Genomic DNA, 11087 nt, shown 5'->3' on the forward strand with positions numbered 1-11087 from the left:
TATCGATTGTCCAGTTTTTAAAGAACTTCCAAATCAGTTACTTACCCGATTCGTCCGCCGCAGCAGCAGCGAAGGTCGGCATTATATAGACACCTCACAGAACGTCAACCCCTTTCAGGGAAATTCTATATTCGAGGCAAAACAGGCGTCGCCGATCTCAAGCAACGCGCTAGTTCGGCGCAACACCCGGCGGCAAAAGAACCCACATTTGCCCTTGTTGTTTCATTCTTCCCGCTTGAGCACCCGCCTCCGCGCCGAACCCCCAGAAGAAGTCGGCGCGCACAACGCCACGGATCGCCCCTCCCGTATCCTGCGCCAGCATCACGCGCCTAAGCGGTACAGAAGAATTCGGGCGCGTCGTCGACAGAAATACAGGCGCTCCGAGCGGCACGTTGGCCGGGTCGACGGCGATGCTTCGCTCCTTTGTCAACGGAACGCCCAAGGCGCCAGTCGGCCCGTCCTCCACATTGCTCTTGATCGGTGCTTCACGGAAGAACACGTAGCTCGGGTTGGTGTTGAGCAGATCATTCACCTTGTCGGGATTGGCGCGCGCCCAGCCCTGTATTCCCTGCATGGACGCCTGCTCGGACGTCAACTCGCCTCTCTCGATGAGCACCCGGCCAATCGATTGATAGGGATGTCCGTTTTGATCGGCATAACCCACGCGGACCATTTTCCCGTCGGGCAACCTTATCCGGCCTGATCCCTGGATCTGCAGAAAGAAGAGTTCGATCGCATCATCCACCCAGAACAGGACACGATCGGCAAACTCCTTCTCGCGGCTGACGATATCGGCGCGCGAGTAGTACGGGACGACCTTGTTGCCCTGCAGCCGACCACGCAGACGCATGTTCTTCAAGTCAGGCAGGACGTCGGCAAGATCGATGGTCAGGAGATCCGGCGGAACGCCAAGAACTGGCTGCGAGAACACCGAACTGCGAGTACGCGAACCACGCAGGAGCGGCTCGTAGTAGCCGGTTACGAGGCCGCTCGTGGTTCCATCGGGATTGGTCAGCAAGTACGGCGAGAACCGGGATTCGAAAAAACGACGCAAGGTTGTCGTATCGTTTGCTGCCAGGCCCCTGGCTTCCTCGCAGGCTGCGCGCCACAGCAGCCACTGCGGCCGGCTGGCGAGCGCTTTGCACGATTGCAGAAAGGCTGGCCACGCCACCGTGAGGTCGTCTTCGGCCCAACCCGGAAGGTCTTTCCAATGCGCTCCCTGCATCGGCTTTGCAGGAGGCTGAGTAGGGACCGTGCCTGTAGCCGCGCACGGCGGGCACTTGGCACAAGCCGATGGGCACGCGACGGGAGCCGGTTCTTCAACCGTCGCACATCCGCCGAGCAATGCAGCGACAATCGACAGCGCAATCAGCGAGAGCTTTCTGGTTTGGCATTTATGCATGGTTTGGCTAGAGTGCGAGGGTTTTCAAACCGTCGAAGTATACCTTTCTGATGAACTCCCCCACCTCGCAACTCGCCAGTTTTCTAGCCCGCGCCGAGCAGTTACTCGAACGCATCGAGCCGCTGTTGCCGCCACGTTCGCCCGAACCGGACTGGAACTCGGCAGTCGCATTTCGTTGGCGGAAGCACGGCCGTTTTGGCCATCTCCAGGCGATCCAGCGCCCGGCAACCATTCGCCTGGCGGATTTGCACGATATTGATGCACAGAAAGATCGCATCGACGCGAATACCCGCCAGTTCATCAATCGACTGCCAGCCAACAACGTGTTGCTGACTGGCGCCCGTGGTTCGGGCAAGTCCTCGCTGATCAAGGCACTGCTCAACGAGTACGCACCCAAGGGACTGCGGGTCATTGAGGTTGAAAAGAGCGATCTCGTCGACCTGCCCGATATTATTGAACTGCTCGAGGGTCGGCCCGAGCGCTTCATCGTCTATTGCGACGACCTCTCGTTCGATGCCGGCGATGCGACGTTCAAGGCACTCAAGGTCGTCCTCGACGGATCGATCGCTGCGGCGCTCGATAACGTCCTGATCTACGCGACGTCGAACCGGCGGCATCTGATGCCCGAGTACTTCGACGAGAACCTCGAAAGCAAACGCGTCGGCGATGAGATTCATCCCGGCGAGGCCGTCGAGGAGAAGATATCGCTCTCGGAACGCTTCGGCCTGTGGCTCTCCTTCTATCCCTTCGATCAGGATGCCTACCTGAATATCGTCGCGCACTGGTTGCGATCCTTCGGATGCAGCGATCCAGAAATCGGACGCGCTGAACGCGAGGCGCTCAACTGGGCGCTGATGCGCGGATCGCGCAACGGACGCGTCGCATGGCAGTTCGCCAAGGATTGGTCCGGCGCTCATGCGCCACGTTCAGCCAGGCGTCGCAAATGACAAAGATCGTCGAAGTCGCCGCAGCGATTCTGCTGCGACAAAGCGAGAACGGCACGGAGTATTTCCTCGCGCAACGCCCCAAAGGCAAGGTCTACGCTGGCTATTGGGAGTTTCCCGGCGGCAAGGTCGAGCCGGGCGAAACGCTGCATGACGCCCTGATTCGCGAGATAGAGGAGGAACTCGGAGTCACGGTCGATCGAACCTACCCTTGGCTCTCGTGCCAGTTCGCCTACCCGCATGCCACGGTTCGGCTGAAGTTCTTTCAGGTCGCGTCCTGGCATGGCGAAGTTGCGCCGATCGAACACAGCGGCTTTGTCTGGGTCAGGATCGGCGACGCGGCGCCCGTATCGCCCGTACTTCCAGCTAACGGGCCGATTCTGCGCGCGCTCGAATTACCGTCGGTTTACGCAATCACCAACGCCTGCGAGAACGGCGTTGACGCGGAATTGGTACGTTTGAACAAAGCTCTGGCCGACGGGGTACGACTTATCCAGGTCCGGGACAAAGCGCTGCAAAGCAATCAACGAAAGCAGTTCGCGCAAGCAGTGATGGCTTTGGCTCGCGAGCACGACAACTGCTGCATCCTCGTCAATGACGACGCGACGCTGGCGCGCAACATCGGCGCGCATGGTCTGCACCTTTCGTCCAGACGACTGATGGAGACGACCGAACGGCCAGCGTTTGCGCGTGTCGCTGCCTCATGCCATAAGGCCGAGGAACTTGCGCATGCCGCGTCGCTTGGTCTTGATCTTGCCGTACTCGGCCCGGTATTGCCAACGGCCAGTCATCCAGAAAGCCACGGCCTAGGCTGGGCCGAATTTGGCGAGCTGATCGAAAAATCGCCGATCCCCGTGTTTGCACTCGGAGGAATGAGCCGCGATCTGCTTGAAACCGCCCGTCGCGCCGGCGCGCACGGTATCGCCATGATGCGCGGCTGGTAGCACCGCGCCTGACTTATTCGCCAGGCGGCGTTTCCGACAGCGGATCGCCACCTTCCTGCACGGGGACGCGATAGGACTCCGAAGCCCAGGCGCCCAAGTCGATCAGCTTGCAGCGCTCGGAGCAGAACGGGCGGAACTTGTTGTCCGCTCTCCAAATCGATTCGCCGCCGCATTGCGGGCAACGCACTTTCCGCGGTTTCGCTGGCGACGCGGGCATCAGAGATTACAGAAGACCATCGAGAACTCGACGTCGGTATCCGCGTGGCGCGGGCGATGGTCGTAATCGGGGCAGGTGAAGCGGATGTTCAGCGCGTACTTGTTGGCGCTGATCTCGGGGACAAAATCGACTTGCGGCTTGAGCGACACGCGCACCATCTGCGCTCCGCTACCACCGAGCATCAACTGGAAGGCCCCGCCCGCCGCGATCTGCTTCTCCGGCCGGCCGCTCGCGCGCAAAAGGCGCAGCACGATGTCGAGACCGCCGCGCAAGGGCATGAACGGCTTGAGCCAGGTATTCAGGGCCGCACGCCGCGCCTCGACCGACTGGTGCTGCCAGTAGTGATACGACGGCACGTCGAACTCGCACACGCCACCGGGAATCGCTGCACGGCTCCTGATCCCCATCAGCCACTCGTTTTCGCGCAGGTACTGGCCCATCTTGCCGGTCATCGCGAGCAGCGCGGCAGACGACTGCTCTATCTCGTAAAGCGCGCCCGAGAGCGCCTCCTCGGAAATATCCGGGTTATTGCGGAAGACAAGCAAGGACTGACGCTGGCGCTCGAGTTCCTGAATGAGATCCATCTTGAGGTCGGCGCGGCTGGCGACTTCAAGAATTTCGAAGAGAGTGAGCAACGCGACATGGTGCTCGCGGGTACCGTCCTGCTGGACAAAATAGGCCACCTTGTCGAACAAATCCTCCAGGCGCAACAGGGTACGTATGCGCTCATTGAAAGGATATTCGTATGTGATCACGCCGCCGCCAGTTCAGAAAACGGGAAATTCCCAGCATTTTGAGTTATTTGCGACAAAATCTCAACGGTCCGCTTTAAGTATCTCTGCATTACGTATCAGGCACCGCCAGCTTCAGATAACGCGCATGCAATATATCCAATTGTTCGTGGAGGCTGTCGAGTCCATCGTCGTTCAGCACGACATCGTCCGCCGCCGCCAAACGCGTCGCACGGGAAGCCTGCGTCGCCATGATCGCGCGCACTTCGTCGGCAGACAATCCGCTGCGCGCCATGACGCGTGAGACCTGCACTTCCTCGCTGCAGTCGACGACCAGAATCCGCGCCACCCGCTCTCGGTAACCGCCCGTCTCGACCAGCAGGGGAACGACGAGCAGGACGTAAGGCGCGTTCGCCCTTGCCGCCGCATCGCAACGCACCTCGCTTTCACGGCGGATCATCGGATGCAGGATGGCTTCGAGGCGAGTTCGTGCCGACGTATCGGCGAACACCAGACGTCGCACCGCTGCCCGGTCAAGGCTGCCGTCGGGACGTACGACGGTCGTGCCAAACGCGGCAGCGATCGCCGACATGGCCGCGCCGTTCACTCCGGTCAATTGATGGGCGACCGCATCGGTGTCGACGACGGCGGCGCCGCGTGCGGCCAACAGGTCGGTGACGGTCGTCTTTCCACAACCGATGCCGCCCGTAACGCCGACGATCAGCGTCATGGCTTGGCGGAAGACGGGGCCGCTGCCGGAGCACCACATGCGCTCGGACTGCGTCCGACGGACATGTCCGCAATCACTTGGCGTAACGCATCGAAGCGTGTCTTCGGGCCGCTAACCTCAAGGGAGACGGTCGCCGGCTTGGCGTTTCTCTCGGTTATCCGCGCCGACTTGACCTTCTTGCCCTTCAACGTTTCCAGATAATTCTCGGCTGCATCGCGCGTGGAAAAGAGGCCCAGCGAAATGGCATGGTTGTTCGGCCCGCTTTCCTGGATGACGAAATACTCCTGAATTTGCAGCTTCTTCAGTTCGGCCGCTTTCGCGTCAGCCTCCTTCTTGTTCGCCAACGGCGGGATGTACACCCAATAGCTGGCACTCACCTCCTTGAGTGCCGTCCGCACGACCTTGAACTCCGGGAACTGTTCGGACAGAGCTTTCTCGAGACGCGCGGCATCATCGACGACGACTTCGGCCAAGCGCAGGCAGGTGTCCAGCGTATCTGCCGGTTTTTCGTCAGCCTTAGTCTCAGGCACGACGACTGGCGGCGGCGCTGCCTCCGCCACCGGCTCTGCCGGTTTCTCGACGGACTTTTCGACCGGCTTTTCGACCGCATTCCCGACCTGTTTCGCGCTTTCCACCGGTGCCTTCGCATCGCTCGGCGGTTCGTCGCGCGACACGATCCTCACCCGGTCAGCCTGCAATTGTTGCTGCACGCGCAGGGTGTCCGGATTCGACGACATTCCCAGATAACCCTGCACCCACGCCCAGAAGAGCAGGTTGGCGAAGATCAGAAAGAAGACCAGCGCGCGCATCGAGTCGACTCTTCGCTAATCAGCCGACCTTCGGGAGATGCAGCAACGACTCCTTGATCGCCTCTTCCGGATAGGCAAAATCCTCAAGCTCACCGGCAAAATAGCGGTCGTAGGAACCCATGTCGAAGTGGCCGTGGCCGGTCAGGTTAAAGAGGATGGTCTTCGCCTCGCCGGTTTCCTTGCAGCGCAGCGCTTCGTCGATCGCGCCGCGGATCGCGTGGTTCGATTCCGGCGCCGGGATGATGCCCTCGGCGTGCGCGAACATGACGCCGGCCTCGAAGGTGGCGAGCTGCGGCACGGCAACCGCCTCGATCAGTCCTTCCTTGTAGAGCTGCGAGACGAGCGGCGACGCGCCGTGATAACGCAGACCGCCGGCATGGATTCCAGGCGGCATGAAGTCGTGGCCGAGCGTGAACATCTTCATCAGCGGCGTGAAGCCCGACGAATCGCCGAAGTCATAGGCATAGACGCCCTTGGTCAGCGACGGGCACGAGGCCGGCTCGACGGCGACCAAACGCACCGGCTTGCCGTTGCGGCCGCCGGCGGCGTTGTCGGCGACAAACGGGAAGGCCATGCCGGCGAACGACGAGCCGCCACCGCACGGGGCAAAGATCACATCGGGCCAATCGCCGGCCATCTCGAACTGCTTCTTCGCTTCAAGGCCGATGATCGTCTGGTGCAGCGCGACGTGGTTGAGCACCGAACCGAGCGCGTAGTTGGTGTCGGCGCGCGACGCGGCTTCTTCGACGGCTTCCGAGATCGCCAGGCCGAGCGAGCCTTGATTGTTCGGGTCGGCGGCGAGTGCGTTGCGCCCGGTCTCGGTCATGTTCGACGGGCTGGCGAAGACTTCGGCGCCCCACGTCTGCATCATCGAACGACGATACGGCTTCTGGCCGTAGCTGACCTTGACCATGTACACGCGCACTTCGAGCCCGAACATCTGTCCGGCCAGCGCCATCGAACAGCCCCACTGGCCAGCCCCGGTCTCGGTGGTGATGCGCTTGATGCCGGCCTGCTTGTTGTAGTACGCCTGCGCGACGGCGGTGTTCGGCTTGTGCGAACCGGCCGGCGAAACGCCTTCATTCTTGTAGTAGATCCTGGCCGGCGTGCCGAGCATCTGCTCCAGGCGGATCGCACGCACCAGCGGCGACGGACGCCACAGACGATAGATTTCGCGCACTTCCTGCGGAATCGGAATCCAGCGCTCGGCCGACATTTCCTGCTCGAGGATCGCCATCGGGAAGATCGCGCTCATCTGCTCCGGCGTCGCCGGGTTGCCGTCCGGGCCGAGCGGCGGCAGCGGCGCATTCGGCATGTCGGCGACGACGTTGTACCAGTGCGTCGGAATTTCGGATTGGGGCAAAACGAAGCGCAGCGATTCCATTGAAGCTCCCTGAGTATGTGTTGGCCGAAAAGACGCCAGTATAGCCGCGGGCACCGCGTCATGCAGCACGGGTGCGGCTTTCGAGGCGCATGTCGGTCAGCGCCCGCGCTCGATTTCGCGCTGTTCTACGCGCGTCGGTGCGAAAGCCGCGATCAATTGATCGCAAGCCATGCGCGCCGCGCGGCGGTTGTCCTGGCTGAAGTTGCATACGTACAGATCCAGCGTCACGGCGTTCAGCTCCGGCCAGGTGTGCACCGCGAGGTGCGATTCGGCGAGGATCACGGCGCCCGTCGCGCCGGCCGGATTGGTTTCGTTACCAAATTGATGGAAGACCTGCCCAACCGGCGTCAGCCCCGGAACCGTGCACACGGCCAGGCACAGTTCGCGCAGGGCGTCTACGCTCTCAAGCAGCCGTTGCGGGCAGCGGCAGTCGTGCAGTTCGGCGATGAGATGGAGTCCGTTCATGAAGGGTCAGCCGAGTGAAGTTGTGAATTGTTTGCCGAGGCGCCATAGCGTCCGTTCGGCAGCGAGTACACCGCGGTACTGCGCCTCCTCGAACAGCGAGAAGCCGCTCACGTCGGCGTGCGCAAAGCGCAGGCACGGACGATCGGCGGCGAGCAGGCGGCGCGCTTCGCCCCGGATCAGACCCGGTAGCGGCCGCACCATGGCGTGGCCATCGCGGAAAACGTCGAGGCGCGTCGTCACCTTTCGGATGTCCGGGTGCGCACGTTCGAGATCGGCGAGGATCTGTTCGACCCACACCTCGCGCGGCGTTGCCTGCAGAGCCGCCCGCCCCGCCTGGGGCGTCATGGCACTCAGGGCGTGGTAGTAGGTGAGAACCGTGGCCCCCGGCCGCAAGCGCATCTGCTGGTGCGTGGCGACGACGTAGCCGAGCGCCGGACTGTCGTAGAGCACGTTGTCCCACGCCGTGGCGACGCCGGCGCGGTTTTCGGGCAACTGCGACAACGTGAGGTTGGCAACCAGCCACGGCGCATGCGTGAAGCTCCGCGCCGCCGATTTCAAATCATCGTGCCCGGCGAAGACGTGCGGAACGAGGAACAGGGGCGCCGCCCAGATCAGCTGTTCGACCAGGATGCGCAGCACGCGGTTCTCCGCCGGCTGCCATAGGTCGATCACCATGCCATCGTCGGTTTCGGCGACGCGCACGGCCATGGCACCGGTCAGCAGGCGATCGCCGGCGTGTGCGCGGATCGATTGCAATAAACCGTCGGCGAGCCAGGCGTTGCCGCCCGGCGTCGTGAGCACGGCATCGTCAGCCGCATCCTGCGCTTCGCCGTTACGGCAGGCGAAGTAGTGAATCCCGGCCCAGGCCGAGACCTGGTCGCTGCTCGTACCGTAGTCGTCGCGGCAGGCGTAATCGACGTACCAGTGCAGCGTTGGCGCATCGAAACCTTGCTTTAGCAGCCAGTCGCGCATGGAGAGCTGATCGAGTGCCTGCAGATCGGGTGCGGCACTAGAAAGTTCCATGGGCAGCGCGAACGCCCGTCGGCCGCCATCGCGGCGCTGCTTGAAGCCTTCCATCAGCGCGTGGAAGCACTCGTATTGAGCACGCTCGACCGCGCTCACGCCGTGCTGCGGCACGACGCCGTCCTGCCACCAGCCGTTGCGATAGAGCCGTTCCTGCGGCGTCGCGCAGAGATAGCGCTCGTCGTAACGTGGCCGCTCGGCATTGGGGTCGCCGTGCAGAACGCCGAGTTCGGCAAGCAGCTCGCGCACGGCAGTCGCTTCGCGCGTCGGCAGCGGCAGGTAGTGCGCGGCGAGCGGATAGGCGCTGACTTCGTTGCGACCGGCGCGCGAGTTGCCGCCGGCGCTCGATTCGAGTTCGGCGATGAGGAAATCCTTGAAGCCCGACTTCGCCAGCTTCCAGCCCGCCGACAGTCCACCGATGCCGGCGCCGACGATCAGCACCGGAATTCGCCGCGTTTCGCCAGGCTGCGGGACATCGCGATCGCGCAGCCGATGGCCGATATCCAGCGACGTGCCGGTCAGCTCGCCAGGTGGCAACTTCGGCTTGCCCGACGTGCCACAGCCGGCAACCGACGCCAGCCCGCCTGCCGCCAGCGAAGCGATGAAGTCGCGGCGGCGCATCGTCTAGCGGATCACCTGCCGCCACTCCTGCTCGAAGTAGCGCACAAGAACCTGATTGTTGAGCCGGTTTATCTCGGCGTCGACGCGCGCCATATCCTTGGGAAACTGGAACAGCGTTGGCGTGACCTCCGCCGTCAGGAAACGCGTTTCGACCGGATAACGCTCCGGCGCCCGGTAGGCGCGCCGCCCGGCGAGGACGAAGCCCCACTCGCCGAAGGACGGCACCAGCGCGTGGTACGGCGTGGCGACGAAGCCGGCGTCTTCAAGCGTGCGCGCGATGCACCAGAAGGACTGGCGCGCGTAGAGCGGCGAGGTCGACTGGATGACGGCCAGCGCGTCGGCCGTCAGGTGCTTTTCGAGCAGGCGATAGAAGGCGGCGCTGTAGAGCTTGCCGATGGCGAAGCTGGACGGATCGGGGAAATCGACGACGACGAAGTCGAAACGTTCATCGTTCTGTTCCAGCCATTGCAGCGCATCTTCGTTAATGACCCTGACTTTCGGCGACAGCAGCGCATCGGCGTTGAGGCTGCGCAGCGGCGCGGCGGTTGAGAACAGCTGCGTCATGCCCGGATCGAGATCGACGAGCGTCACCGCTTCGACCTGCGGGTACTTCAGTATCTCGCGCACGGCGAGGCCGTCACCGCCGCCAAGCACGAGGATGCGGCGCGCACCGGGCAGCGTCGCCAGGCCTGGATGGACGAGTGCTTCGTGGTAGCGGTATTCGTCGCGCGACGAGAACTGCAGGTTGTTGTTGAGGAAGAGGCGCAGATCGTCCTTCCAGCGCGTGACCACGATGCGCTGGTACGGCGTCGTCTCGGTGTAGACGATCTCGTCGGCGTAGAGCTGCGCTTCGGCGAACGAGGTGAATCGTCCGGCGAAGCCGAAACCGACGGCCAGCGCGACGAAGGATGCCACCGCCTGCGCGCGCAGCCAGAGCGCGCCGTGCAGTTGCTCGCGGAACAGCCACAGCGCCCAGAGCGCGACGAGCACATTGAGCAGCCCGAAGAGCAACGCGCTGCGCACCAGTCCGATGTGCGGCACGAGCACCAGCGGGAAGAGAATGGACACGGCGAGCGCGCCGAGATAGTCGAAGGTGAGCACCTGCGAGACAAGATCCTTGAGCGAGAGGTCGCGCTTCATGATGCGCATGATCAGCGGAATTTCCAGCCCGACAAGGATGCCGATCAGCGACACGGCGAGATAGAGCGCCAGCTTGAACGGCGCAGAGAACCAGACGAAGACGAAGAACAGCGCCGCCGCCGACAGCCCGCCGAAGACGCCGACCAGCAGCTCGATCTGCACGAAACGCGCGACGAGATTGCGCTCGACGTAGCGTGACAGCCACGAGCCGATGCCCATCGCGAAGAGATAGGTGCCGATCACGGTCGAGAACTGCAGGACCGAATCGCCGAGCAGATAACTCGCCAGCGCGCCGGCGATCAGCTCGTAGGCGAGCCCGCAGGAGGCGATGACGAAAACGGAGAAGAGCAGGGCTTGATTCATCGTGGACGGCTATTTGTGATACGCCCGACTGCCCGTGCTGGAGAGGCGCGACGTCTGCGTCGCCTCCCGTTCGAAAAGATTCCAGCCCTGGTTCTGGGCGTGCGCAAAAAAAACAACGGCGAGGATGCCGATGACGAGGTTGGCCTTGATCATCTCACTCGTCCTCGTCGTCCGAATCGTTGTCGCCGCCGAGATCGCTCTCGCTCCAGCGCTCCGCCTCGAAGGCGTTGCGCCGCCAGCGCGAGAAGAGCGGGAAAGCCAGCAGGAAGAGGATCACCAGCACGTAGTTCGACCACGGCACCGGGTTGCCGATG

Annotated in this window: 12 protein-coding genes; 2 read left to right on the forward strand and 10 right to left on the reverse strand. The window is 62.8% G+C overall.

Features of this window, described 5'->3' with window-relative positions; genetic code table 11:
* Positions 1-169 precede the first annotated feature (169 nt).
* The gene (locus KBA32_RS13975; protein ID WP_294359985.1) at positions 170-1225 is read right to left on the reverse strand and encodes a murein transglycosylase A; all 1056 of its coding nucleotides are present in this window, start codon (positions 1223-1225) and stop codon (positions 170-172) included.
* Positions 1226-1452: 227 nt separating this feature from the next.
* Here KBA32_RS13975 and KBA32_RS13980 point away from each other — a divergent pair, with 227 nt between their 5' ends.
* Positions 1453-2349, forward strand: coding sequence for an ATP-binding protein (locus KBA32_RS13980; RefSeq protein WP_294359986.1), 897 nt, complete (start codon positions 1453-1455; stop codon positions 2347-2349).
* A complete protein-coding gene (locus KBA32_RS13985) occupies positions 2346-3290 on the forward strand; it encodes a Nudix family hydrolase (RefSeq protein WP_294359989.1) in 945 nt (314 codons plus the stop codon). Before KBA32_RS13980 ends, KBA32_RS13985 begins: the two co-directional genes overlap by 4 nt.
* Positions 3291-3303: 13 nt before the next feature.
* Here the strand turns inward: KBA32_RS13985 and KBA32_RS13990 are convergent, their stop codons facing one another.
* The 9 genes from KBA32_RS13990 to KBA32_RS14030 form a co-directional block, all read right to left on the reverse strand.
* Positions 3304-3507, reverse strand: coding sequence for a DNA gyrase inhibitor YacG (locus KBA32_RS13990; RefSeq protein WP_294359992.1), 204 nt, complete (start codon positions 3505-3507; stop codon positions 3304-3306).
* The gene (gene zapD / locus KBA32_RS13995) at positions 3507-4262 is read right to left on the reverse strand and encodes a cell division protein ZapD (protein ID WP_294359994.1); all 756 of its coding nucleotides are present in this window, start codon (positions 4260-4262) and stop codon (positions 3507-3509) included. Before zapD ends, KBA32_RS13990 begins: the two co-directional genes overlap by 1 nt.
* A gap of 88 nt (positions 4263-4350) precedes the next feature.
* Positions 4351-4968, reverse strand: a complete 618-nt coding sequence (gene coaE / locus KBA32_RS14000; RefSeq protein WP_294359997.1) for a dephospho-CoA kinase — start codon at positions 4966-4968, stop codon at positions 4351-4353.
* Positions 4965-5777 carry an SPOR domain-containing protein gene (locus tag KBA32_RS14005; RefSeq protein ID WP_294359999.1) on the reverse strand — a complete coding sequence of 271 codons (813 nt, stop codon included), beginning with the start codon at positions 5775-5777 and terminating at the stop codon, positions 4965-4967. The genes coaE and KBA32_RS14005 overlap by 4 nt, the downstream gene beginning before the upstream one ends.
* Positions 5778-5796: 19 nt before the next feature.
* The gene (locus KBA32_RS14010) at positions 5797-7161 is read right to left on the reverse strand and encodes a TrpB-like pyridoxal phosphate-dependent enzyme (RefSeq protein ID WP_294360001.1); all 1365 of its coding nucleotides are present in this window, start codon (positions 7159-7161) and stop codon (positions 5797-5799) included.
* A 96-nt stretch (positions 7162-7257) separates the two neighbouring features.
* Entirely contained in the window at positions 7258-7626 is a 369-nt protein-coding gene (speD, locus tag KBA32_RS14015; protein ID WP_294360002.1) for an adenosylmethionine decarboxylase, read from the reverse strand.
* Between the two features lie 6 nt (positions 7627-7632).
* A complete protein-coding gene (locus KBA32_RS14020; RefSeq protein ID WP_294360006.1) occupies positions 7633-9270 on the reverse strand; it encodes an NAD(P)-binding protein in 1638 nt (545 codons plus the stop codon).
* Positions 9271-9273: 3 nt separating this feature from the next.
* A complete protein-coding gene (locus KBA32_RS14025; RefSeq protein WP_294360008.1) occupies positions 9274-10773 on the reverse strand; it encodes a polyamine aminopropyltransferase in 1500 nt (499 codons plus the stop codon).
* Between the two features lie 9 nt (positions 10774-10782).
* Positions 10783-10926, reverse strand: coding sequence for a hypothetical protein (locus tag KBA32_RS14030; protein ID WP_294360011.1), 144 nt, complete (start codon positions 10924-10926; stop codon positions 10783-10785).
* Between the last annotated feature and the right edge of the window lie 161 nt (positions 10927-11087).

This window comes from Propionivibrio sp., assembly GCF_017995515.1.
Taxonomy (GTDB): domain Bacteria; phylum Pseudomonadota; class Gammaproteobacteria; order Burkholderiales; family Rhodocyclaceae; genus Propionivibrio.

Bases quoted from the DNA above. Each gene is read 5' to 3' on its own strand.
- KBA32_RS13975 (WP_294359985.1), bottom strand. From the start codon at position 1,225: ATGCAGGGAGCGCATTGGAAAGACCTTCCGGGTTGGGCCGAAGACGAC.
- KBA32_RS13980 (WP_294359986.1), top strand. From the start codon at position 1,453: ATGAACTCCCCCACCTCGCAACTCGCCAGTTTTCTAGCCCGCGCCGAG.
- KBA32_RS13985 (WP_294359989.1), top strand. From the start codon at position 2,346: ATGACAAAGATCGTCGAAGTCGCCGCAGCGATTCTGCTGCGACAAAGC.
- KBA32_RS13990 (WP_294359992.1), bottom strand. From the start codon at position 3,507: ATGCCCGCGTCGCCAGCGAAACCGCGGAAAGTGCGTTGCCCGCAATGC.
- coaE (WP_294359997.1), bottom strand. From the start codon at position 4,968: ATGACGCTGATCGTCGGCGTTACGGGCGGCATCGGTTGTGGAAAGACG.
- KBA32_RS14005 (WP_294359999.1), bottom strand. From the start codon at position 5,777: ATGCGCGCGCTGGTCTTCTTTCTGATCTTCGCCAACCTGCTCTTCTGG.
- KBA32_RS14010 (WP_294360001.1), bottom strand. From the start codon at position 7,161: ATGGAATCGCTGCGCTTCGTTTTGCCCCAATCCGAAATTCCGACGCAC.
- speD (WP_294360002.1), bottom strand. From the start codon at position 7,626: ATGAACGGACTCCATCTCATCGCCGAACTGCACGACTGCCGCTGCCCG.
- KBA32_RS14020 (WP_294360006.1), bottom strand. From the start codon at position 9,270: ATGCGCCGCCGCGACTTCATCGCTTCGCTGGCGGCAGGCGGGCTGGCG.
- KBA32_RS14025 (WP_294360008.1), bottom strand. From the start codon at position 10,773: ATGAATCAAGCCCTGCTCTTCTCCGTTTTCGTCATCGCCTCCTGCGGG.
- KBA32_RS14030 (WP_294360011.1), bottom strand. From the start codon at position 10,926: ATGATCAAGGCCAACCTCGTCATCGGCATCCTCGCCGTTGTTTTTTTT.